The sequence below is a fragment of the Microbacterium sp. X-17 genome, assembly GCF_039615055.1.
Map to the genome: position 1 here is coordinate 1 of NZ_JBDHNI010000012.1, position 21,322 is coordinate 21,322.

Annotated in this window: 24 protein-coding genes and 1 tRNA gene; 14 read left to right on the plus strand and 11 right to left on the minus strand. The window is 64.9% G+C overall.

Annotation, left to right across the window (positions count from 1 at the left end):
* Positions 1 to 74 precede the first annotated feature (74 nt).
* A complete protein-coding gene (locus ABCS02_RS33550) occupies positions 75 to 1,253 on the plus strand; it encodes an IS481 family transposase (RefSeq protein WP_345839547.1) in 1,179 nt (392 codons plus the stop codon).
* Positions 1,254 to 1,905: 652 nt separating this feature from the next.
* Here ABCS02_RS33550 and ABCS02_RS33555 read toward each other — a convergent pair.
* Complete coding sequence (locus ABCS02_RS33555) at positions 1,906 to 2,145, minus strand: hypothetical protein (protein WP_345840066.1); 240 nt, start codon at positions 2,143 to 2,145, stop codon at positions 1,906 to 1,908.
* A 169-nt stretch (positions 2,146 to 2,314) separates the two neighbouring features.
* On the opposite strand from ABCS02_RS33555, the gene ABCS02_RS33560 reads away from it, so the two are divergent.
* Positions 2,315 to 2,746 (plus strand): hypothetical protein, encoded by a 432-nt coding sequence (locus ABCS02_RS33560; RefSeq protein WP_345840067.1) that lies wholly within the window; start codon positions 2,315 to 2,317, stop codon positions 2,744 to 2,746.
* Positions 2,747 to 2,803: 57 nt separating this feature from the next.
* Here ABCS02_RS33560 and ABCS02_RS33565 read toward each other — a convergent pair whose 3' ends face one another.
* The 6 genes from ABCS02_RS33565 to ABCS02_RS33590 all read right to left on the minus strand — a co-directional run bounded on the left by ABCS02_RS33565 (position 2,804) and on the right by ABCS02_RS33590 (position 10,312).
* Positions 2,804 to 3,667 (minus strand): MT-A70 family methyltransferase, encoded by an 864-nt coding sequence (locus tag ABCS02_RS33565; protein ID WP_345840068.1) that lies wholly within the window; start codon positions 3,665 to 3,667, stop codon positions 2,804 to 2,806.
* 61 nt (positions 3,668 to 3,728) lie between these two features.
* The gene (locus ABCS02_RS33570; protein WP_345840069.1) at positions 3,729 to 5,078 is read right to left on the minus strand and encodes a hypothetical protein; all 1,350 of its coding nucleotides are present in this window, start codon (positions 5,076 to 5,078) and stop codon (positions 3,729 to 3,731) included.
* Positions 5,075 to 6,601 carry an AAA family ATPase gene (locus tag ABCS02_RS33575; protein ID WP_345840070.1) on the minus strand — a complete coding sequence of 509 codons (1,527 nt, stop codon included), beginning with the start codon at positions 6,599 to 6,601 and terminating at the stop codon, positions 5,075 to 5,077. Before ABCS02_RS33575 ends, ABCS02_RS33570 begins: the two co-directional genes overlap by 4 nt.
* A 425-nt stretch (positions 6,602 to 7,026) precedes the next feature.
* The gene (locus tag ABCS02_RS33580; RefSeq protein ID WP_345840071.1) at positions 7,027 to 8,523 is read right to left on the minus strand and encodes a toll/interleukin-1 receptor domain-containing protein; all 1,497 of its coding nucleotides are present in this window, start codon (positions 8,521 to 8,523) and stop codon (positions 7,027 to 7,029) included.
* Between the two features lie 170 nt (positions 8,524 to 8,693).
* Positions 8,694 to 9,482 carry a hypothetical protein gene (locus ABCS02_RS33585; RefSeq protein WP_345840072.1) on the minus strand — a complete coding sequence of 263 codons (789 nt, stop codon included), beginning with the start codon at positions 9,480 to 9,482 and terminating at the stop codon, positions 8,694 to 8,696.
* Entirely contained in the window at positions 9,482 to 10,312 is an 831-nt protein-coding gene (locus ABCS02_RS33590) for a hypothetical protein (RefSeq protein ID WP_345840073.1), read from the minus strand. Before ABCS02_RS33590 ends, ABCS02_RS33585 begins: the two co-directional genes overlap by 1 nt.
* A 124-nt stretch (positions 10,313 to 10,436) precedes the next feature.
* On the opposite strand from ABCS02_RS33590, the gene ABCS02_RS33595 reads away from it, so the two are divergent.
* From ABCS02_RS33595 to ABCS02_RS33620, 6 genes are read left to right on the plus strand one after another with little or no spacing between them, the layout of a single operon-like run.
* Positions 10,437 to 10,856 (plus strand): plasmid replication, integration and excision activator, encoded by a 420-nt coding sequence (locus ABCS02_RS33595; protein ID WP_345840074.1) that lies wholly within the window; start codon positions 10,437 to 10,439, stop codon positions 10,854 to 10,856.
* A 3-nt stretch (positions 10,857 to 10,859) separates the two neighbouring features.
* Entirely contained in the window at positions 10,860 to 12,278 is a 1,419-nt protein-coding gene (locus ABCS02_RS33600) for a hypothetical protein (RefSeq protein WP_345840075.1), read from the plus strand.
* Positions 12,259 to 12,615 (plus strand): hypothetical protein, encoded by a 357-nt coding sequence (locus ABCS02_RS33605; protein ID WP_345840076.1) that lies wholly within the window; start codon positions 12,259 to 12,261, stop codon positions 12,613 to 12,615. Before ABCS02_RS33600 ends, ABCS02_RS33605 begins: the two co-directional genes overlap by 20 nt.
* Positions 12,612 to 14,129: a replication initiator gene (locus ABCS02_RS33610; RefSeq protein ID WP_345840077.1), complete on the plus strand. Its 1,518-nt coding sequence runs from the start codon at positions 12,612 to 12,614 to the stop codon at positions 14,127 to 14,129. The genes ABCS02_RS33605 and ABCS02_RS33610 overlap by 4 nt, the downstream gene beginning before the upstream one ends.
* 42 nt (positions 14,130 to 14,171) lie before the next feature.
* On the plus strand, positions 14,172 to 14,357 hold the full coding sequence (locus tag ABCS02_RS33615) for a helix-turn-helix domain-containing protein (protein WP_345840078.1): 186 nt from the start codon (positions 14,172 to 14,174) through the stop codon (positions 14,355 to 14,357).
* The gene (locus ABCS02_RS33620) at positions 14,354 to 15,505 is read left to right on the plus strand and encodes a site-specific integrase (protein WP_345840079.1); all 1,152 of its coding nucleotides are present in this window, start codon (positions 14,354 to 14,356) and stop codon (positions 15,503 to 15,505) included. Before ABCS02_RS33615 ends, ABCS02_RS33620 begins: the two co-directional genes overlap by 4 nt.
* A gap of 159 nt (positions 15,506 to 15,664) precedes the next feature.
* Here the strand turns inward: ABCS02_RS33620 and ABCS02_RS33625 are convergent.
* Both ABCS02_RS33625 and ABCS02_RS33630 read right to left on the minus strand, forming a co-directional pair.
* Positions 15,665 to 15,737, minus strand: a tRNA-Arg gene (locus ABCS02_RS33625).
* A gap of 70 nt (positions 15,738 to 15,807) precedes the next feature.
* Positions 15,808 to 16,587 (minus strand): dienelactone hydrolase family protein, encoded by a 780-nt coding sequence (locus ABCS02_RS33630; protein ID WP_345840080.1) that lies wholly within the window; start codon positions 16,585 to 16,587, stop codon positions 15,808 to 15,810.
* A gap of 173 nt (positions 16,588 to 16,760) precedes the next feature.
* Between ABCS02_RS33630 and ABCS02_RS33635 the strand changes: the two genes are divergently transcribed.
* The 5 genes from ABCS02_RS33635 (at position 16,761) to ABCS02_RS33655 (ending at position 19,589) form a co-directional block, all read left to right on the plus strand.
* Complete coding sequence (locus ABCS02_RS33635) at positions 16,761 to 17,054, plus strand: GNAT family N-acetyltransferase (RefSeq protein WP_345840081.1); 294 nt, start codon at positions 16,761 to 16,763, stop codon at positions 17,052 to 17,054.
* Positions 17,055 to 17,092: 38 nt separating this feature from the next.
* Positions 17,093 to 18,067, plus strand: a complete 975-nt coding sequence (locus tag ABCS02_RS33640; RefSeq protein ID WP_345840155.1) for a hypothetical protein — start codon at positions 17,093 to 17,095, stop codon at positions 18,065 to 18,067.
* A 117-nt stretch (positions 18,068 to 18,184) separates the two neighbouring features.
* A complete protein-coding gene (locus ABCS02_RS33645; RefSeq protein WP_345840082.1) occupies positions 18,185 to 18,640 on the plus strand; it encodes a prevent-host-death protein in 456 nt (151 codons plus the stop codon).
* A complete protein-coding gene (locus tag ABCS02_RS33650) occupies positions 18,641 to 18,982 on the plus strand; it encodes a hypothetical protein (RefSeq protein ID WP_345840083.1) in 342 nt (113 codons plus the stop codon).
* Positions 18,983 to 19,223: 241 nt separating this feature from the next.
* On the plus strand, positions 19,224 to 19,589 hold the full coding sequence (locus ABCS02_RS33655; protein ID WP_345840084.1) for a hypothetical protein: 366 nt from the start codon (positions 19,224 to 19,226) through the stop codon (positions 19,587 to 19,589).
* Positions 19,590 to 19,608: 19 nt separating this feature from the next.
* Here the strand turns inward: ABCS02_RS33655 and ABCS02_RS33660 are convergent, their stop codons facing one another.
* Together ABCS02_RS33660 and ABCS02_RS33665 are read right to left on the minus strand one after the other, a co-directional pair.
* Positions 19,609 to 19,863, minus strand: coding sequence for a hypothetical protein (locus tag ABCS02_RS33660; RefSeq protein ID WP_345840085.1), 255 nt, complete (start codon positions 19,861 to 19,863; stop codon positions 19,609 to 19,611).
* Between the two features lie 44 nt (positions 19,864 to 19,907).
* A complete protein-coding gene (locus ABCS02_RS33665) occupies positions 19,908 to 20,750 on the minus strand; it encodes a metalloregulator ArsR/SmtB family transcription factor (RefSeq protein WP_345840156.1) in 843 nt (280 codons plus the stop codon).
* A gap of 99 nt (positions 20,751 to 20,849) precedes the next feature.
* Here ABCS02_RS33665 and ABCS02_RS33670 point away from each other — a divergent pair, with 99 nt between their 5' ends.
* Positions 20,850 to 21,308: an SRPBCC domain-containing protein gene (locus ABCS02_RS33670; RefSeq protein ID WP_345840086.1), complete on the plus strand. Its 459-nt coding sequence runs from the start codon at positions 20,850 to 20,852 to the stop codon at positions 21,306 to 21,308.
* Positions 21,309 to 21,322: the final 14 nt, after the last annotated feature.

Below are 21,322 nucleotides of genomic sequence, written 5' to 3' on the forward strand. Positions count from 1 at the left end.
GGTGTCTGGGTTCACGACATAGGCGACAGTTGATAGGTGACACATGAGTCGCGTCATAGGCGACAGTCGCTCTCGTGTCGAAGAACCGGGTCGCCGTTTTGAAGGTCGTTTCCAAGCAGCTCACCGTCGCCGCGGCGTCGGCTGAGTATGGGATGAGCCGCCAGCATCTACATCGACTCCTTGCCCGTTATCGCCAGGGCGGCTTGGACGCGGTCGAGCCGCGCTCTCGGGCACCACATACCAGCCCGCAGCAGACCGCCCCCGAAGTCAGGGAGCGGGTCGTGCAGCTGCGGCAAGAGCTGATCGGGAACGGGTTGGATGCCGGCCCGGCCACCATCGCATGGCACCTCGAGCACGAGGGCCTACCCGCACCATCCACCTCGACCATCCGGCGCATCCTCCACGAGGCCGGGCTCGTGGTGCCCGAGCCGCGCAAACGACCACGCTCCTCCTATATCCGCTTCCAAGCCGCGCAACCAAACGAGACCTGGCAGTCCGACTTCACCCACTGGCGCCTGGCCGACGGCACCGATATCGAGATCCTGAACTGGCTGGACGACCACTCCCGCTACCTGCTGGCCTGCACCGCCCACCGCCCGGTCACCGGAGACGATGTCGTCGCCATCTTCTTGAACACAACCGAGAACTACGGCGTCCCGGCCTCCACCCTGACCGACAACGGACGCGTTTATACCGCCCGCTTCGGCGGCGGCCGCAACGCCTTCGAATACCTGCTCCCGCTCCTGGGCGTCACCCAGAAGAACGGCTCACCAGGCCACCCGCAAACCCAGGGCAAGATCGAACGCTTCCACCAAACGCAGAAACGGTGGCTCGCAGCCCGCCCCGCCGCCCACGACCTCGCCGAGATGCAAGCCCAGCTCGAAACCTTTCGCGACCACTACAACGAGCAACGCCCCCACCGCGCCCTGAACCGATCAACACCCGGGCAGGCCTACCGGGCAACCCCGAAGGCCCTCCCCGCTGAACCCCGCACCCCTGGCCACTACCGGATCCGCTACGACCACGTCGACCAGCACGGCAAAATCAGCCTCCGCCGCGCCGGCCGCATGCACCACCTCGGCATCGGCGCCGACCACCGCGGCACCCGCGTCCTCGCCCTCGCCGACGACGCCACCATCACCGTCATCGCCCTACACACCGGCGAGGTGCTCTCCACCCACACCATCGACCCCACCCGCAGCTACTGGCGCAACCAACAGAAGGAGCCCGGCCGATGGCCGGGCTCTCTCTGAGTAACCAATGTCGCGACTCATCTGGAACACATGTCCCGACTCATCACAAGTGTGCGCCACGAGGGATTCGAACCCCCAACCTTCTGATCCGTAGGCAAAGCGGCTGCGTCCGCGTGCGTCCAAGATCGGCGGAATTCCGCGGGTACTCGTCCGCCGCTGTCGCCTGGGACGCACCCGGATCGCGGCGGGTTGCTGTCACGGTTGCTGTCAGCTGAGCGGCCTGGTCTTTCGGGACTGGGTCGCTCAGCGCTGTGGGCGATAGGTGCGTCTGGCCGGCCGAATCTGAGCTCTGTGCCGGGGGTGCGCTGCGGGCTGTGCGACGCGAGCTTGCGAACAGAGAGCGCGGCCCGCGGCGCACCGCGCGGCGGAGCCGCGCTTGAGTCAGTACGGAAAGTTCTCACCGAGGGACCCCTGCGGGTGCGGTCGTGTTCCGACGTTGCTGCGTGTGAACTGCGGCAGGTTCGGGATGGAGCTGGGTCAAGGGTCGAGCGTGCTCGATCGCATAGCGACGCGAAGCGCCCTTGACGCGAGCGGGCGGCTTTCGCTTATAGCCTTGTGCACTGCTTCGAGGAACCCCGTTCCTCGGGGCTGCCTCCCGGCGAGGGCCGCTTCAAGTCTGACGCGAGCTCGTCGCTCGTGTCTGACCGGATCATCAGCCAGCTGGTCCGTCTAACGGCCGCGAAGCGCGAAAGATCACCCAGCCATCCTCTTCGGTGATTTCTAGAGTTTGCCTGCCCAGCTCGGGAGACATCGGGTGGAAGCGCGCCCGCGTGGCAGTTTCGTCCCACCCAGCGAACTGCGCCTGGTAAACGTGGTCGAAATCGTTCGGCGGCTGGAGCCTGTAGCCATGCTTCACCTGCAAATCAGCCCAATCGGCGACGACCTCATCCATGTGCGCGAGCGTATCAGTTGGCCGCCGCCATGCCACACGTTCAAGGGTGAGCAGAAAGCCGTATCCGAGCGTTGTGCATTAGGCGATTTCTGAAACCCGCCGGTCGGTCCGACCCGGTGTCTCAATCTCACGGAACGGGTCATTCTCGATGGCTGCTAGAAATATCGCTATGAATATTGGCTGGTTTCCAGCAGCAGCAGGTGCAATTCTGGCCCTTGCCAGCGCCGCTTACTACGTCAGCTCGATCGTTCGCGAAAGCGGCAAGCTACGTCGAATCGAACGGGTCAATGACATCATCTCGAAGCTTGAGCCGGACAGCAGTTCCCGAGACGGACTGATCAACCACCGCGACCGCCTCATAACCAGTTACCTGGCCATAAAGACGGACACCCGAAAATCCGCCACAAGGCTGGCGGCATTTTCCGGGGGGTTCTACGTTGGGGGCTTCTTGTGCTACCTGGCGAGTTTTGCATTCGGCTTTGGAACCCCATCTGGCCAAGCATGGGCGTGGGCGGGGGCGGCCCTCTTACTGATCGGGGTCGTCTTCATATCGCGCGCAGAACGCAGGTTGGTTCCCGCAGCGAAGACAACGACGAAGTGAGGGCGTCGCGATCGCGTGTGCGACGCCCTAATGGCCTTGACCAGAAGCGAACCGACCTCAGTGAGCCCCGCCACGCGGGCGAAGGTCGGCACCAGCGCGCTCGAGAAGGCTGCGAACGCGCTGAATGGAATACCCGGTGATTCTCTGCAGGTCGCGAATGCTGAGACCCGTCTCGTAGAACGCCCGAAGCTGTTCGCCTAAAGCTTCGGCCACCTCTCCGTCAAGGCGTTCGTACCGTCCGACGACCGGCGTCTCAATATCACCGCCTCCATAGCCTCGGTGGGCCTTACCGCGCGGCTCAATGTCTTCGTCCGACTCGTCTCCCCACACGGTCCAGCCTTTTCTGGCATGGCGGGAGAACATCTCCAAGAACGGGCCAGGAGAGCAAGATTCAATGAATGGGTATTGCTCGTCAGGCTTGCGACTGTGCTCACGTTTGCGAGTCTCAATCATGTTGACCTGGGAACGCGCAGGCGGCAATGTGCGCATGCTTCCGCGGACGCCGAAAAGGAGAATCTCGGTGACGTTCCGGAAATAGAATCCGACGCCTCGGCCATCGGGTCCCCCGTCCTTGCGGCGCTTCGCCCAGATCACGTTCGAGACGTATCGAAAGCCCCACGCCTCCATGACTGCGATCCCTTCAGGGAGCAGGGCGTTTGGAACCCATAGATAGAGGTGGGCGTCTTTCGCGACGATCTCGCTCACAGGGAGAGCCTTGATCGCATCCAAGTCCATCGTGCTGTAACGGTCCAGACGCCGGTGCTCTGGCGCGACTTTGCCTGTCCGATTCGTGAACCGCCACGGCGGATCAGCGAGGACAGTCTTGAACCCGCCATCCACCTGGGGAAGAGGTACAGCTTCGACTTCCTCTCGCAGCGGCTCGGTTCGCGTTCGGGGGCGCTCAGGCGCAGTCAGAGTCACAGCTTCTCCATTTAGATCTTGATCGGTATCAAGATTAGATCTTGGAGTAAACCACCGACAATTAGTCCTCCGGCGAGTCCGAAGACCCAGGTGCGACGCGGAGCGCTGCAACCGACTCGAGGAAGTCCGCCATATGCTCCCGCGCGCGATTGCCAACGTCAAGGAACAACAACCATATTGGTTTTCCAAGCCCTTCAACCACATATGGATTGGGCAGGCAGTCATCGGCCTCGACGACCACCGGGAATACGAGAGCAACGGGAGCCCCGTCCCATGCCGCATGCTGCCTATAAGCCGCGAGCTGATAAAGGTCGTGTCGAGACACGCGGAGACGAGGGCCAGCGAAGCTCTGTACGAGGTCGGTTTCGGTGCCCCCAATGCCGAGAGCATCCTTGTACTTCGCGTCAAGGAGCGTCACGCCTTCGAGACTTGTAAGGACGAAGTCGGGATCGATTCTTGATGATCGAAGGCGCACTCGCGCCGAGTCGAAGTACTTTGCCGATGGGCGCGGCGCGCTTTCCAGTGTGAACTCCGGTGTCGCTTCCAAGATGCCTCGAAGCGCCTCCTGAAACAGCTGCGGCATGTTCCACACGAACGAATCGACCTGCGCTTCCCCTAGGGTCTGCCCTAGATATCGACCTTCCAAAAGGTCCAGTGTGGTCGCGAGGATGTTCTCGTAGTGCCGCTCGGGTCCTCTAGTGCTTGTCGCTCTCAAATGCTCCGCGGTGACTTCCACATCGGTCACTTCCGCGAAGCGGGGAAGTGCCCTCGCCACGGCACGAAGGACAGCTTGGCGCGCGGCCGCAACTCGCAAGGTCATGGCGACCTTCGCGACTCGGCGAAGACCAGCCTTCAACACGCGGTTGTTTGGCGTGTCGATCGTGCGTTCCGTTACAACACAAGGAATCTCGTTTGCTCTACCGGACGTAAGGCTACGGGCCATGTAACGGCTTAGACGGACGCGACCGCGAACCTTTCCGTCAAGCACCACGTGCTGGCTACGGTATGTCCGTCGAAGCCACCTTGTGGCGAACTCGTTGACGGAGTTCACGTACCAGATTAGTAAGGTCGCGATGGGGTCCTTGTGCCCGCTGTCTACTCCAACACGTGACGCTTTTGGTCGACGAAGCGCATTGCCGCGCTGACCGTAGGCATAGTCGGCCAAAAATACCATGTCGACACCAGACAGCTTGGGTTCGATGTGCACGGTCAGATCGAGATCTCGGCTGGTCCTACGAGCGATGCCGGACAGGGCGTCGGCCTTCACCGTCCACCCGGAATCGCCGGGCTTTTTGCTAATGGTTATGCCAAGCGCCGCCCAGAAATCCTCATCGACGAGCTGCGCGACTTCATCGTCGATGACATTCTCGCCGTACTCGCTGAGCTCTATGACCTCAATGCGTCTGCTCACTGAGGCTCGACGTCTCCTTCGGTTTGGCCAATGGACGATACATCGATGTCGGACGAATCTTGCTGAGCGGCGACTGGCGCGGGGGCCGTCCAGTCCAGAAGAGCGACATGGAGCGCGTTCACTTGCTCGGTTGCAGAAGCGGCAGATTCGATCGAGAGCTTCGTCAAGAGCGAGGCCAGGTCGCCTTCGTCGAGCTCCCCCTCGAGTACGTATTCTCCAAGCAGCGGGAGAACCTCGTACACGAAACGCGAGGAGAGTTCACGAAGGGCCTCGTCCAGGTCTGCAACCGCACCCATGGGCAGGTAATAGCTGGGGCCGACTTGAATCCCAGACAGCGAGCCACTGAGCGTGTCGTGAACGGCCTCGAAGAGCAAGATTGCTGCGTCACGATGACGCTCGCTTGCGTACCCTGGATGCCTTCTGATTGGGACGTTGCTGGCGGGCACGGTCATGAAGACAAAACGGCGACGAAGGGCGTAATCGATCACAGCGATCGAGCGGTCCGCCGTGTTCATCGTGCCGATGATGCTTAGGCCTTTGGGGATCACGATTGAGGCATCGCCGTTCACGGAGTAGGCGGTCGCAACCGGCTGGTCGCGATACTCCAGGCCGTAGAGCAATTCGCCGAAAATACTTGGGATGTTCCCGCGATTGATTTCGTCCAAGACAAGTACAAGCTCGCAGCTTGAGCCGCGCGCGGCTAGTTCGACGCCCACCGCTGCCATCAAGCTAAGGATGCGATGTTGGGCGACGAACGTTACACCACCCGGTACTGGCTCGGCAGCGAGCGTTCGCACGAAGTCGTTGTACTCGTAGGACGGGTGGAACTGCACGATGTCCCAGAGCGCGGAAAGCCCTAGTCGCTCTACTTCGTCCGCAATGCGGACGGGCGTCCGCTCGCGCTGCGGAAGGGCGTCCAGAATGGCCTGGAGGCGGCTCTCGTGGCGCCGATTGTTAGTTGCCCAGTCGATATATGCAGTGGCCAAGTGGGTCTTCCCGGTTCCCGGCGGCCCTTGTAGGACTACTTGTCGCTTAGCTGTGAGCAGACCTGCGAGCTCGGATACCTCTGCAGGCAACGGGCCCCGATTACTTGGCGCAATCTTCGGGCCTGCACCACGCGAGCCGCGAATGAACTCGTCTCGCGTTAGACCAAGCCAATGGTTCGCTCCAAGCGCGAGAGCGAAGTCGAGTGCATGTGCACCTGAGGCTGGCGAAAACCGAGTGTCGTCTTTCCAGTACTCGACGCGATTCTGAAGGAGGCGCAGCAGACGAGGAACAACGAACGCGGTCGGCAAGAACTGTTGTACTCCGACGATCGTCTGACCTGTTTGCTTGGGCACGAAGATGCCGGCCTGGTCCATGTTTCTGAGCAGGTTCGTGACTGTCTTGGGGTCCGCAAACTCTGGCCGATTTGCAAGCGCGACTGTGAGCGCGTCCTTGTTCAGCAGTCCCTCGACAAATCGACCATCAGCGTCTGTCAGCACTTCCCGAGCAGCGGCATCGAGACGGCTGTCTGCGATCATCAGGGCGCACCATAAGAGCAAAGGTCCCTCCGGTCGCCCGGAACGTACAACGCTCAGTAGCTCGTCGTCTTCGACGACCTCGGCAGCGGTCGCACTTGCAGCACGAGAATTCGCCGGTCGAGGGGTGTACTGAACGAGGTCATCCCAGAGCGGTTCGAGTATGGGGTCCGCGTGAACATCTAGGGCGGTTGTTGCCCCAGGAACAAGGAGCGCTAGGTGCCCGAGCACATCTTGAAACTTGATGAATTTGGTCAGCGACAGCACACCAAGTGTCCGAACGGGCATGCATCCTCCTCAATACGTCGCGCCTTCTCCCCCGACCGCACTGGGGTTGTAGCCTTTTGTGTAAACCTACAGGCCGCCACTATCTGCGCCGTGGAGCGTCCGTTGGCAGATGACGGGTCCTGGACGAGTGCAATGTCTTCTCAGGGCCACTGAGATTGGCGTTGCCGGCTAGCGTGTTCCGCAACCTTTTCGAGAGCCGCAGTCGCCCTTTCGGTTGAGCCACCGAAGAGCCCTGCTATGAGTGGCGACCATCCCTTTCCCGCGTGCAGAAGCTCATCAAGAAGCTGCTTTTCAACAGCAACTGGGCGCGTCTTCTGTCGCCAGGTATAGCGTCCCAAGCTTCCCCGTGGGTACCGGTTGTCCGCAGCCGCTGCGTCGAACGCAAGTGCGTCCAGAATTACCTCTGCGCGATCGAACGTTTCTGCGTAGTCGTCGTCGTCGACGAAATCGTCAGCAAATAGGTCCCGCAGTAGATGGTGGAGGTGGTCAGACATCGGCGTGTAACGGGACGAAACTGTCTGCTGAACGAGGCCCTCGATTAGCGATCCGTCGATATCTCGCCCTTCGTCCGACATTGCGAGAGCGGTCGCGATCGGGTTCATTTGTTGAGCCACCGATGTAGTGTCAACTTCCACCAGGAGGGGAATCCGGTCCCCAGGTCGGTACGGGTCGCGAGTCGTGGGCTCGACCAAAAAACCATTTAGCGGCGTGAAATTGTCGCGGGAAATCGAGGCGAGCGTAGCGACGTACATGACCACTAGGGCCGGGTATCCTCGGAGATTTGCGAGGGCGGTCGTGCTTGTCTGTTGACCGACCAATGAAGCAAAGAGCCCCATGAACCGGCGCCAGGCACCGTTGTGCCGAGCGAGTCCATATCCGCCGGCGAGGCGGACAAGCTCAAGGCAAGGCTGAAGTCCCTTTTCGTATTGGTGGATGTGCTCGACCCATACCGTTGCGAGTGCAGACCAGGTTTCGTCCTGCAGCGTGGTGGGGAAAGCATTCGGGTCGCTGAATTGGTCTCGTGCCTCCTGCCCCACCCCTTGCATCAAGTCATCCAACCGAATGTCTGCATCGGGGTCACGAAGCAAAGTCTTCATTAGATCTGATCGCTCACGATCAGCGCCTTCAGCCTTTTTCGCCGATCGGACCGCCTCAGTGGAAACTGTCTCTACGCCAGCCGGGTTCATCACTGATTGAACGGACTGGAGCAATCGAATCGTCTGTCGAGTGGCCCCGTCGCCGAAGAGATCGACGCGCTGGATCGTCGTGTCGAGAGTCTGGCCCGGACCTAGGGGGAATGCTGGAATCTCGCACTCGTCGAATCGCACCGTGAAGAGCCAGGAGCGGCCCGGCGGCCGTAGACGATATTCTTCGACGGCAAGTCGCAGCTCCTCGTTTTGATAAGACTTTTCGCGCGTCGCCGTAGCGGAAGAGAAGCAAGCGATGAAGGCCAGGCTGTCCGATTTGATGGCGGCGCGAATCTTCGCTTGCCAGTCCTCGCCCGGCCAGAGGTCCTGTGTGTCTCTCCACACTTGCACACCGCCCGCCTCCAAGTGTTGCTGCAGCAGATCCACGTTGGTCTTGTCTTCGTGGACATAGGACAAGAAGGCGTGACGTTGAGAGATGGGCGCTGGCATGTCGCGAGTATTACACGGGAACGGGCCCGAGATTCCATAGGCGACGCTGAGGTCGCGCAAGTGCGTCTGCAGCACTTCATATAGCGCGGCGAGGCTGCCGCTTCGGAGTTCGACCTTGAGCGCAGGATGGAGTTGATAGCGCCGATACGGATGAGGGCCGCTGGGTGCAATTAGAACCTGACTGCAGCTATCGCCTTATCATCATGGCGCTTTGCGCGGGGTAACTCGATACCGTCCGGATCGGTGTGCTTTTCCCAGCCCTCCAAGCACGCGAGGGTTTGCTTCAACTCGTCAGAGCTGCGGTATGCAATCGTTTCCCAGTCATCGCGGACGAGGTGAGCCATAGGACGGTAGGCGCCGTCTGTTGCCAAGACTGCCCAGCGACCTGAATCAATGACGAACCATCCCGTTGCAGCTTCAGCGGCCGCCCTGGGGTCGGCCTCCGCGATCCAATAACCTCCATCACGATTCCGGTGCTCGGCCTGCTTCGCTTGTAGGTCTCGCAGAAGACCACGGTGGATCTGGTCATATCCCCCTCCGGTTGCAAGGCGATCGCGATAGCGCGCGCGTTCGGTTATGGCGACGTCAGCGATCCGGTTATCGACGAATATGCCCGCCGGAGTGACGATCTGCGTATCTCCGAGCACCAGATAGTCGACGATCTCCCCTTGCTGCCGGACTATCGCTACGGTGCTCGATGGCGACTTGCCTATCTGCAGTTTGAGGCACCGTGCAGTCTGCTCGATGGCGTCGGCAAGTGCGACGCTAAGTGCAGTGGCCGGCTGTGTGGTCAGGGTTTCGACTAGATGTCCGCCGAGCGTGTCGACATACTGTTCGGGAGTGACGGGAACCGGGACGAAAGCTGTCGCCCCGTCGAGCATGAACACGGCTGACGGCGTGACGAAGATGCGGTCTTGTGACGATCCCGCGTCGGGCAGCATTGCCGTTTCGACGCGCATCAGTCGCCCCAGACCAACGGCAGCTCCAGCGCCTCGGTGCGCGTGATCGTGAGTCCCTTGTGGTCGCTGGCCACGACCAGTGAGAAGTCGCGTGCGGCGGTCGCCTGGTAGAGATCCATCGCCTGCTGCGTCAGATACTCGACTGCGCCCAGCGAGCCGATCGCGTGGATGCCCGCAACGTGCGTAATCGTCCGCGTGCTCTCGGTGCGACGTGCGACGTAAGCCGTATCCGACGCTCTCGCGCTCGCCTCATCGAGTGGTGAGCGGTACCGCTCGTTCGTGGCACGGTTCTCGATGAACCAACCGGAACCGTCCTCAGCCATTGTGAGACGCGGGTCTGATTCAAAGAGCTGCGCAACTGCGGGCGACGACTTCGGACCACAGATGACGAACAAATCTCCCTCGGGCAAGTGCTGATCGTCCGGACCGAGTTGAGCGGTTCGCGTTGCGAATCCGAAGGACTCGAGCAACTGCTTGGCGAGCTCGCCCGCTGCCACGTCCTCGGCTGCCAGCAACGGACGTTCGCGGTCGGTTACTTGGTATCGGTACGGCAGGACGATCGTCACCGGACCGACGCCGAACAGCGCGCGAGCCCGACTCGGGGCCGATGTCCGAATCTGGGTGACGCGCCCTTTCGTGATGCCAATCGCTGTGGCGATCTGGCTGTACGGCATCCCCAACTGCTCGTGTGCTTCCTCTAGCGCTTCATGTCGAAGCCGAGCAAGTTCGGTCGACCGCTGTTGATACACGGCGAGCAGTTCCGTGGCGCGCCGGCCCCGACTTACCGGGTCTGGGTCGCGTCGCACATCGGCGAACTCGTCATAGGACACTCGACAAGTTTAGGGGTCTTGACGCCGGTTTGCGAGAAGGCTAGTTTCAGGTTTAGACCCCTAAATCAAAGACGGCGTCGCGATCGCGATCCGGGTTTAGCGGCCTAAACGAAGGGATTAGATCATGGCTATTTCGAGGCGTTTTGGAATCACGAACGAGACAGCGTTTCCGAAGGGAGCTTTTCTGCGGGGCGATGTCGAGCCGGTGACGGACTTCAATGGCGTAGCGCTCCCGGACGGAACCAAGCCGCAGCAGCGGGACAAGGAGACGGGGCTGCCAATGTGGCAGTGCACGGTGATCGACATGGATGACGATGCGTCCCGGAAAGACATCGGCGTTTCGGTCAAGTTCGCGTCTGCGACGATGCCGGAGGTACCGAAGAACAACACACCGTTTCCGTGGACTCCGGTGCGTTTCGAGGGCTTGTCGGCGCTGCCGTATGTGGATGACTCGGGCAACCGTCCCCGGATCGCGTGGTCCTTCCGAGCCGAAAAGATCGCGCCGGCTCACAACACAGGCAAGGCCGAGCAGGGGGCGGCGTGAGTCATGGTCAGCTCGCGGAGCAAGGATCCGTTCGGCTCGGATGACACAGATGAGCTGTTCACGGTTCTGTTTCTGGTGATCGCCAAGTGCGCGTGGGGCATGATCCGCCTGTGGGTCGCGCTGATTAGGTGGGCGGCGCTGTTCCCCCTGATCAGTGTCCCCGTGCTCGCCGCCTTTGTGGGTCTCTACATCTATGGCCCGTGGGTTGCCCTCAAAGTCGTCGCGGCATCCGTGGTCCTGCTCCTGTTCTGGTGGATGTTGTGGCCGCGCGTCTTCCGTCGCGCGTTCGTTCGGCCGCTGAGCAAGCGGTGGCGTTCCTGGCACACCTACCGGTCGCGGTGGGCTCAGGTGTGCGCTCTCCTCGGCCTTGCCCCGGTATTGGACAAGGAGCCCGTAGTCCCTCGGCTGCGTCGCGTGCGGATCGGACAGTCGATGGACGAACTGGGTGTGGACCTGGTATTCGGGCAGACCCTAGCCGACTGGTCGATGCGTTCGGAAGCGCTCGCCCACGCGTTCGGCGTGCAGTCGGTCACGGTGACTCTGATCGGTCCTGGGCGGGTGCGAGTGAGCCTGCGCCGCGCCGACGAACTGCGTCAGCCCTTGTCGTTGCCGTCGCCGGCCGCAGCCCCCGACCTCGCCAACCTCGTCATCGGCTCCGGCGAGAACGGGGCACCGTGGACGGTTCGGGTTCTCGGTCGCCATGTCCTCGTCGCGGGCCTGATGGGTGCGGGCAAGGGGTCGGTTGTGTGGTCGATTCTCTCCGCCCTTGGCCCAGCGATCCACAACGGGAGGGTGCAGGCGTGGGTGATCGATCCGAAGGGCGGCATGGAATTCGGCCAGGGCACCGCCTTGTTCTCGAAGTTCGCCTACGACACAGGCGAGGGTGCCTTGGCGCTGCTGCGGGATGCCGCCGCCACTCTCACCCGGCGGGCGAATGCGCTCCGCGGCACCTCACGGCAGCACGAGCCAACCCCGGACGATCCGCTGATTCTCGTCGTGATCGACGAGCTCGCGTCATTGGTGGCGTATCAGACTGATCGGAAGGTCGCCAACGAGGTCAGTCAGCTCCTCGCGCTGATCCTCTCGCAGGGCCGCGCTGTCGGCGTCTCCGTCATCGCGGCCGTCCAAGACCCATCGAAAGAGGTCGTCAACCTGCGGCAACTGTTCCCGATCCGCATCGGACTGCGGTTCGCCGAAGCCGGCCAAGTCGACATGATCCTCGGCTCAGGGGCACGGGCCGCCGGGGCGATGTGCGATCAGATCCCGGACGCGCTGCCGGGGGTCGCCTATGTGATGGAAGACGGGCACGCGACGCCGACTCGGGCGCGGGCATTCCACGTCACCGACACCGATATTGGCCAGCTGGCTCGGACCTATGCGCCCCCGGTAGTGATCGGAAGCGATGATGCGCAGCACGAGTGAGCTCAGTATCGAGCTGTTCGACGGGATGCACCACCTGAGTGTGGCAGTCGTAGGAAGAGTGGTGCCGCCTCCGGAAGCGTGCGAAATTCTCGCGAACCTGGAGGCGGCCGGCGGGTACAACCTCGCCGAAGTGCTGACCCGATTGGCGCAGGGGATCGAGCGGTCTTTCCAGACCGAGGAGGCCGCCGATCTCGCCATTCGGGGACGCCTTGTCGCCGCTCTGACACGAAAGGCCGCTGACCACGCGCAACAGATCGCGCTCTGTCTGGGAGCCGCGCATTGCGAGATCGCGGCCTCACAGATTGTTACCGCGGACGCGGGGGCCGAGGCAGCATGAGCGGGCGCGCCGAGGCTGCGGGGGGCTTCTGGGGTCACGACCCGGAGGTTCCGCTCGACCTCGGCGCACTGTCGGCGGAAGCGTTCGACTCGATCACTGAACGCCTCGCCGACAAATCCATGCCCGCACTCGCGGACACCCTCGCCAAAGTCGGCAACTGCTCCCACCCGATCCGGCTCCGCGGCTCCGCTGACACCTTCGATGCCATCACCGGTGAACTGGTCGAGTCCTTTAGCTCGCAGGAGCAGCCGTTCGGGTTGGTGTTCATACCGTGCGGGAACCGGCGGGAAGACGTCTGTCCCGCCTGCTCGCGCCTCTACGCCCGCGACACCTTCGAATTGATCTCCACCGGCCTGCACGGTGGCAAAGGCGTACCCGAGTCGGTGACGTCCAACCCGCTTCTGTTCGTCACCCTCACCGCCCCATCGTTCGGGGCCGTCCACTCTGCCCGCGGAGGGAATCCCTGCCGCCCCCGGACGAAGTCCGGATTTTGCCCGCATGGGCAAGCCTCGGTGTGCTGGGCAAAGCACGACAACGACGACACTGACGTCGGCGCCCCGCTGTGCGCCGATTGCTACGACAGTGAGACGGCGGCGATCTGGCAGTGGTTCGCGCCGGAATTGTGGCGCCGCTTCACAATCGCGCTTCGCCGCGAGCTCGCCGCGGAGCTTCACGTGCCCGCCACCGAGCTGCGCACGGTCGCCAGGCTCGAATATGCCAAGGTTGCCGAGTTCCAGGCCCGCGGCGCGGCGCATTTCCATGCGCTGATCCGGCTCGACGGCTCAGACGGGCAAGGCTCGCCGGCCCCTGCGCCCGCCGCCGTAATCGAGCAGGCGGTTCGAGCTGCTGCCGCTGCAGTGCTGGTAACGGCTCCACCAGTGGACGCTGATGACACGGCGCGGCTTCTGCGGTTCGGATCTCAGGTCGATGTGCGCACGGTGCGTCCTGGGGCGATCGCCGGGGATGAGGTCACGGCCGAACAAGTGGCGGCGTACCTCGCGAAGTACGCGACCAAGTCAGCCGGATTCGACCCAAGGCAACCGCGCCCGCACCTCCTGCTCCTCACACGCGCCTGCCGGATGCTGGCCGCACGAGCGTTGGCCGGCTGCGAACATGGGTGCGCCCAAACCGCCGATGATCACCGCGGACGCCTCTGCGACGACTGCAAGAACAGCACATACGGGCTCCTCGGGCGATGGTCGGGAATGCTCGGCTTCCGCGGCCACTTCTCCACCAAATCGCGCCGATACTCCGTCACCCTCGGCCGGCTACGCCGCGCCCGCCGCCGCTTCCAGCAATGGAGCGCGAACGCGGCACGAAATGGCAGCTCACTCGACACCGGCGACCTCGAAGCACGGCTCATGGCCGACGAAGGCGAAGAAACAACATTGGTCGTCGGCTCCTGGACCTACCAAGGCACCGGCTGGCTCCGTGACGGCGACAAAGCGCTAGCGGATGCGGCGGCCGCGCGCGCACGCGAATACGCGCAGTGGAAGAGCGGCAGGGCCGCATGACGAGAACAGACACAACGAAGCAGTGAGAGAAAGGCGAGAACGATGGACAAGTTGATGCTTACGCCGGAGGAAGCGGCCGAGGCTCTGGGGGTCGGCAGATCAACGCTGTACGACCTGATGCGGTTGCAAGAGATCCCGTCCGTGAAGATCGGGCGGAGTCGGCGCATCCCCGTGTCGGCGTTGCGCGACTTCGCCGACCGACTGGCGACGGCGGCGGCGGCCCGATGAGCAAGAACGCGAACGGGGAAGGCTCGATCTATCAGCGCAACGATGGCCGCTGGGTCGGGGCGACGTATGTCCTTCGGCCCGACGGCTCACGAAAGCGGCGGCAGGTCTATGGCCGGACGCGCGCGGAAGTGAGCACCAAGCTCCGGCACTTGATCGAGCAGACAGCGCAGGGCATTCCTGCCTTCACCGGCGATTGGACGGTCGACACGTATGCCGCGCATTGGCTCGATTCGACTCGTGGGACGCTGCGACCTTCGACGCACTCGAACTACGCGTGGATGCTGCGCAAATACATCCTTCCGACGCTTGGACGGATCAAGCTCACAGCGTTGACTCCGACTCATGTGCGGCACTTGCATGCGGTGGTCGCCGCGACCGGGGTCTCAGCACGGACCGTGCAGCTTGCTCACGCTGTGCTGCGTTCGATGCTCTCCGATGCCGTCCGGGAGGAGGCGGTGAGTCGCAACGTTGCGAGTCTGACCCGTGCGCCGCGCCGGGAGAAGGTCGAAACGAAACCGTGGTCCCAGGAGGAAGTCGAGACGTTCAGGCTCGCTGCCGAGTCGCACCGGTTGGCCCCGCTGTTCACCATCGCCTATGGGTTGGGGCTTCGCCGGGGTGAGATCCTTGGGCTGCGCTGGTCGGATGTCGACTTCAGCAAGCGCCTGATTCACGTCCGGCACACGATGCAGCGGCTCGGTGCCGGCACGGGTCGGGTGTTCGGGCCGCCCAAGACGCAGCGGTCGCGCCGCACTGTCCCTATGCCCACGATGGTTGTTAGGGCTCTTGAGCGTCAAAGACGGCAGCAGGCTGAGGAACTGCGACACGTGGCGGGTGAGACGAACAGCTACGACCTGGTGTTCACGACGTCGATCGGAACCCCTCTGGAGCCGACGAACCTGCGGCGCGACTTCGATGCGCTGATCATGAAGGCTGGAGTTCGGCGAATCCGGTTTCACGACCTCCGGCACACGTGCGCGTCTTTGCTCATGGCTCAGGGCGTTTCGCCTCGAGTGGTCATGGATATGCTCGGGCACTCGACGCTGAGCGTCACGATGGATCTGTACTCGCACGTGATGCCGAGCGCACTGCTCGACGCCTCTCGGGCGATCGATATGGCACTGGGCACAGACGAATCCGAGGCGATCTGATGACCCTCGCCAGAGGCCTTGTCCGGGCGGGTTGCTGTCACGGTTGCTGTCAATCGGCCTTCCGCAGCGCAGGCTCCGCGGCATCGACCCAAAGCAAAAACCCCGCTGTTTCGGCGTTTTGCCTGTTCAGCGGGGTTTTCGTTACTGTCTCAACCAGTGTGCGCCACGAGGGATTCGAACCCCCAACCTTCTGATCCGTAGTCAGATGCTCTATCCGTTGAGCTAGTGGCGCATGACCCAGTCGCGTTCTCCGCGCGGGCCTGTTAGAGCTTACATGACCGCCTCGCAGACCGCCAATCAGCTCAAGCGAACACCTCGTCCAGGAAGCACGCCAGCGCCCGCCAGCTCCGCGCGTCGGCCAGCGGGCGGTAGCGGTCGCCTCCCGGGAGGGTGAACGCGTGCGGCGCTCCTGAGTATGTCGTGAGCTGCCAGTCGACGTGCGGTGCGGCGCGCAGCTCGTCCTGGAACGCGGCGACCGCCGTGTCGGGGACGACCGGGTCCGCGCCTCCGTTCAGCACCAGCAGGGAGGCCGCGATCGCAGCCGCGTCCGACGGGTCGTGGGCGATCAGGCCGCCGTGGAACGACACCACCCCGCGGGCCGGCGCCCCCGTGCGGGCGAACTCCAGGGCGGCGGTCCCGCCGAAACAGTAGCCGATGACCGCGAGCCGGGCCGGGTCGACGGCGGGGTGCTGCTGCAGCCAACTGAAGCCGGCGGCGACGCGCGAGCGCAGCAGCGGGAGGTCCCGGTAGTACTGCCCGGCGACCGCCGACGCCTCCTCGCCGCTGGGCCGCACGTCGGCGCCGTACAGGTCCGCGGCGAACGCGACGTAGCCGCGGCGGGCCAGCATCTGGGCGCGCATCCGCACGTTGTCGCCGACGCCGTGCCAGTCGTGGAGGATCAGCACGGCCGGGCGGCGGTCGTCGGCCTGCACGTCCCTGGCGAGGTAGCCCTCCAGCGGGAGGCCCTCGTGCTCGTACGGGACCACCTCCGCTTCGATCACGGAGTGCTCGCCGATCGGGACCTGTTCGAGCAGGGCCTGGTGGGCAGGGGACAGGGCGGGCGACGGGGTGTCGGTCGGCACGGGTGCGGCTCCAGGTTCGGGTGCGCGACGCGGGCGACGGTCGTCGCACGCGGCTGGCCTGCTGTGGCTGCATCGCGGAGTGCACGCGGGAGTCCGAGGGGTGCGGGTTCGGGTCCCACCTCGTTCACGATACCTCTCCTGACGGGGAGGCGCGACGGACGTACGATGGGCGCATGCCCACGGAGTTCAGCAACGAGACCGACGCGAGCCGCTACGCCATGCGGATCGACGGCGAGCTCGTCGGCGTCCTCGACTACAGCGTGCTCGGCTCGTCCATCTCCCTGACCCGGGCGTTCACGGTCCCCGCGCAGCGCGGCCACGGCTACGCCGCCGACCTGGTCGCCTACGCCGTCGACGATATCGAGCGCACCTCCGACCGGAGGATCGTGCCGATGTGCTGGTACGTGGCGGACTGGTTCGACGCGCACCCCGAGCGCGCGGGGCTGCTGCAGGGCCGCGCCGGCTGACGGCGATGGGAGGCCGAACGGAGCGTCCCGTGGAACGCATGGCGGCGCGCGTGGTCCGCTTCGGCGACCCGTCCGCCATCGCGCTCGCCCACGAGACGCTGCGCCGGCCGCGCGGCAACGAGGTCCTCGTCCGTGTCACGCATGCGGCGCTCGGGTCGACGGACGTGCTGGCCCGGCGCGGGGGCTACGTGCTCCAGCCGGTACCGGGCTTCGTCCCCGGCTACGACTTCGTCGGCGTGCTGGAGACGGAGTCCGCGGTGTCGGCGGCGCTCGGCCTCCGCACCGGCTCGCGCGTCGCGGGGGTGCTCCCCCGGATGGGCGCCCACGCGACCCGGCTCGTGGTGTCGCCGACGTTCCTGGTCGCCGTCCCGGACGCGCTGACCTCGGAGGCCGCCGCCGTCCTCCCGCTCAACGGCGTGACCGCCGCCCTCGCCCTCCGCTACGCCGGGCCTGCGCGAAGCGTCCTCATCCAGGGCATGACGGGAGCTGTCGGCTCCCTCGCCGCCCAGCTCGCGCTGCGCGACGGCCGGACGGTGCTCGGGACGGGGACGACGCCACCGCCCGGCCTGTCCGCTGCGGACGTCACCCTCGTCGACTACCGAGACGCCAACTGGCCCGCGTCGGTCCGCGAACAGACCGGAGGCGGGGCGGAGGCCGCGATCGACCACACCGGTTCGCCGCTGGTCCGCGAGGCTGTCGCCCCGTCCGGCGTCGTCGTCCGCACGGCGTTCGCCGGGCGCGCGGGCCACGAGCGGGACGACGCCGTGCGCAGGTCGGCGGAGGCGGTGCTGCGGCGGTTCGGGCACCCGAGGGAGATCGTGTGCTCGGTGCCGTTCTGGGTGCTGCGGAAGCGGCCGGAGTACCGGCGGACGCTGACGGGGCTGCTCGCGGACGTGACGGAGGGCCGGCTGCGGGCGTTCGAGCCGGAGGTGATCGCGTTCGACGCGGTGTGGGCGGCGCACCGGGCGGCGGATGCGCGGGGGGTGGGGCGGACGGTTGTTTTGCGGATGTGAGGTTGCGGGCTGCCCGCGGGATCAGGGAGGCAACAGGCCAGAAGGTCGGCGGTTCGAATCCCTCGTGGTGCGCCACCGGGCGACAATTCAGAACAAATTCTGAACTAGACTGGCCCCATGCTCGCCACCGACCACTCCCAGCGGGTCTTCCAGTCATCCGACCTGAGTCGACACTCCACCCGGGTCTTCGCCGCGGCGGAGGACCGACCGGTCGAGGTCACGCGTCGCGACGGCGAGGACCTGGTTTTGATGTCCAAGCGCGAGGCGTCTGCGCGTGACGGGCTGCTCCAGCTCGCGGCGACGCTGATCGGTGTCGCGACAGACACTCGCGGAAGCCTGGCGGATCGCATGTCCACCGCTCTGCCGTGGATGCTCGCCCTCACACCGGCGGATCGGGTCATCTGCGCGAACGATCTGCTCGACGCGGCCCGTGCGTCCTTCTCGACCGGGCAAGCCCATCTCGCCATCGCCGAGCTGACGTCCTGGCAGGAGACCGCGACGGCTATCGCGGCCGGACTGGGCGCCCAGCCGGTCGAGTGGCTGGATGCGGCAACACCGGTTGAGCGTCCCTAGGTGGCACGGCCGACAAAGGTCGAAAGGCCCACCAAGCGCAGTGAGTACAGCATCCGGTTCGCCAGCGTGTCATCGCAGCGCGGATGGACGGATCTGTGCGCGACGATCCGCAATCCGCTCGCCGATTCGTGGGATTTCCTGACGCGCACGCCGTTGATGGTCACTCCAGCCAACTATCCGCTGAAAGGTGAACTCGGGACGATCGCTCGCGACGGAGTCACCCACGTGCGCTGGCAGCACAAGCCGACGCTGAAAGGCGACGCTCGAATCTGGTTCTATGTCCACGAGCAGGTGGTCTACCTGGAGCAGGTCCACACGAGTCATCCGAATGCGACCAAGTGAGCGTGTGGCACTCACCCCCGGCCGTATGGGAGCGGATTCCCCCACTCCCACACGACATTCGGGTAAGACCCCGGCGCGTCCGTGACGCCCCCTAACTGCGTGCGCTGCGCCGGTGACTCCTCCAGGGTAACCGCAGAATAGACCGTACAGTTGACCCTGTTTCGGCGCGGCGGGCACGGCCGCGCACGCTCAGCAGGACGGGGCTGCCGCGCACACCGACCCGCTGGCTATCATGTGCGCCATGAGCACGAAGAGCAGGCAGGCGCCGCATCAGGAGGAGACGCTGCACCTCGGTGCCCATCGCGGGATGTGGGGTGCGTTCGCCGGACTGATCACGGCCGTCCTCATCGCCTATCCGTTGTCGGCGAGCGTCGCCTTCGCCACGCATCCGGCGACGCAGAAGCTGTTCGGGGAGCGGCTGGCGTCCGCGTCGCAGGCCGGCTTCCAGGCGTTCTGGTGGATCATCGCGATCGGCTGCCTGGCGCTGCCCTTCATCGTGGGGTTCGGGATAGCGCGGATGTCGGCGCGGACGCTCGTCATCATCGGCGGAGTGGTGGTCGTGTTCCTCATCCTCGTGCTGGTGATGGGGCAGTTGTTCCTGTTCTGAGCCGGGACCCCGGCCTCGCTCAGAGGTCGACCTCGCCCAGGTCCTCCGCGTTGAGGTCGTCCGGCGTGCCCATGACGGCCGGCACACACTCCGAGAACGCGTAGCGCAGCAGCACCGGCCACTCGCTCGCGTCGACCAGGTCGAAGACGTCGACCACCGCCGCGCCCCCGATGTGGGAGGGCACGCGCAGCTCGAACGGGGGCTCGCTCGTGCGCTCGAACTCGATCTCGTACGCGACGTCGCCGCGCTCGAGGACCGCCAGCACGATGTCCATGCCATCCGTCCTACCCGTTTCGGGGCGGCGGCAGAACCCCTCGGTCAGACCTCGCCGGCCTGGACCAGCCGTTCCAGGCCGTCGAGGAGGGCGTCCCACCCGGGCTGGAGGCCGGCGAGCGCCGGTGCGGCGTCCGCGCGGGCGGCTGCGGCGTCGATGCGGAGCTCGAGCCGTGTGCGACCCGCCTCCCGGGTCGCGGGGGAGAGCGCGAGCGTGAGCGTGGTGTCGAAGAGCGGAGCGCCGCCGCCGTCGAGCGGGGCCTGCTCCCAGACCAGGGTGCGCCCGGGGTCCGCTGCGACCACCCGCCCCTCGGAGGTGTACTCGGCGCCGTCGCCCTCGCGCAGAACGAGCCGCACCGGATCGCCCGGCGTCCCGGAGGCGGCGCAGGACACGACCTCGAAGTGCGGAGGGGCCCACCAGAGCGCCGCGATTCCGGGATCGGTGAAGGCCACCCACACCCGCTCCGGAGGCGCGGCGAGGGTGCGGGACAGTTCGACCGTCGATCGGAGGACGCCTCGCCGGTCCGCGCCGGCAGCTGCCTCGGCCGCCGCCGCGCCAAGCGCCGCTGCCGCGGCCGCGATCCCGTGCTCGTACCGTTCGAGCGCGTCAGCCTCCTCGTCGGGCAGCGAGGCGGCGATCCCGGTGAGCGCGCCGGCGAGGGTCTCCAGGCCGGTGCGGTCGAGGCGCACGACCCGGCGACGGCCGAGGGCGTGGATGCGGACCAGCCCGGCCGCCTCCAATGCCTGAAGATGCTTGGTGGTCTGCGGCTGGAGGGCGCCGAGCGCGGCCGCGACCTCCCCGACGGTCAGCGGCGAGGCGGCGAGCAGCCGCACGATGCGGTAGCGGGTCGGCTCGCCGATCGCCGCAAGCGCCTGCTGGATGTCCATGACCACCTCTTGAGGATAATGCTTGACACATTCGTCTAGACGAATATAACGTGGTGTGCAGCAACCGACAACACACGGACACGAAAGAGGTACGGACTCATGGAGACCATCGAACGCACTGTCGACGCATCCCCGGCGCAGGTCTGGGAACTGTGGACGACGCCGGACGGCATCTCCCGGTGGTGGGCGCCGGACGGCTTCCGAACTGACGTGACCGCCCTCGACCTGCGGGAGGGCGGCGAGCTCGTCTACACGATGACGGCGGTCGCTCCCGAGATGGTGGCGTTCATGGAGCAGAACGGGATGCCGCTGAGCACCGCGTCGCGCAAGCGCTTCACCGAGTTGAGCGAGCCGGCGCGGATCGCCTACCAGTCGCTCGTCGACTTCGTCCCCGATCACGAGCCGTACGAGCAGCTCACCGAGATCGACCTCGTCCCCGAGGGAGACGGCACGCGTGTCGTCATGCGCGTCGAGCCCCTGCACGACGAGGAGTGGACGGGCCGCCTGCTGGCCGGCCGCGCCAACGAGCTCGACAACCTCGCCCGCCTCGTCGGCTGACCGCCGGGGGCGAG

Bases quoted from the DNA above. Each gene is read 5' to 3' on its own strand.
- ABCS02_RS33555 (WP_345840066.1), bottom strand. From the start codon at position 2,145: ATGGATGAGGTCGTCGCCGATTGGGCTGATTTGCAGGTGAAGCATGGC.
- ABCS02_RS33560 (WP_345840067.1), top strand. From the start codon at position 2,315: ATGAATATTGGCTGGTTTCCAGCAGCAGCAGGTGCAATTCTGGCCCTT.
- ABCS02_RS33575 (WP_345840070.1), bottom strand. From the start codon at position 6,601: ATGATCGCAGACAGCCGTCTCGATGCCGCTGCTCGGGAAGTGCTGACA.
- ABCS02_RS33580 (WP_345840071.1), bottom strand. From the start codon at position 8,523: ATGCCAGCGCCCATCTCTCAACGTCACGCCTTCTTGTCCTATGTCCAC.
- ABCS02_RS33585 (WP_345840072.1), bottom strand. From the start codon at position 9,482: ATGCGCGTCGAAACGGCAATGCTGCCCGACGCGGGATCGTCACAAGAC.
- ABCS02_RS33595 (WP_345840074.1), top strand. From the start codon at position 10,437: ATGGCTATTTCGAGGCGTTTTGGAATCACGAACGAGACAGCGTTTCCG.
- ABCS02_RS33600 (WP_345840075.1), top strand. From the start codon at position 10,860: ATGGTCAGCTCGCGGAGCAAGGATCCGTTCGGCTCGGATGACACAGAT.
- ABCS02_RS33605 (WP_345840076.1), top strand. From the start codon at position 12,259: ATGATGCGCAGCACGAGTGAGCTCAGTATCGAGCTGTTCGACGGGATG.
- ABCS02_RS33610 (WP_345840077.1), top strand. From the start codon at position 12,612: ATGAGCGGGCGCGCCGAGGCTGCGGGGGGCTTCTGGGGTCACGACCCG.
- ABCS02_RS33615 (WP_345840078.1), top strand. From the start codon at position 14,172: ATGGACAAGTTGATGCTTACGCCGGAGGAAGCGGCCGAGGCTCTGGGG.
- ABCS02_RS33620 (WP_345840079.1), top strand. From the start codon at position 14,354: ATGAGCAAGAACGCGAACGGGGAAGGCTCGATCTATCAGCGCAACGAT.
- ABCS02_RS33635 (WP_345840081.1), top strand. From the start codon at position 16,761: ATGCCCACGGAGTTCAGCAACGAGACCGACGCGAGCCGCTACGCCATG.
- ABCS02_RS33640 (WP_345840155.1), top strand. From the start codon at position 17,093: ATGGCGGCGCGCGTGGTCCGCTTCGGCGACCCGTCCGCCATCGCGCTC.
- ABCS02_RS33645 (WP_345840082.1), top strand. From the start codon at position 18,185: ATGCTCGCCACCGACCACTCCCAGCGGGTCTTCCAGTCATCCGACCTG.
- ABCS02_RS33655 (WP_345840084.1), top strand. From the start codon at position 19,224: ATGAGCACGAAGAGCAGGCAGGCGCCGCATCAGGAGGAGACGCTGCAC.
- ABCS02_RS33660 (WP_345840085.1), bottom strand. From the start codon at position 19,863: ATGGACATCGTGCTGGCGGTCCTCGAGCGCGGCGACGTCGCGTACGAG.
- ABCS02_RS33665 (WP_345840156.1), bottom strand. From the start codon at position 20,750: ATGGACATCCAGCAGGCGCTTGCGGCGATCGGCGAGCCGACCCGCTAC.
- ABCS02_RS33670 (WP_345840086.1), top strand. From the start codon at position 20,850: ATGGAGACCATCGAACGCACTGTCGACGCATCCCCGGCGCAGGTCTGG.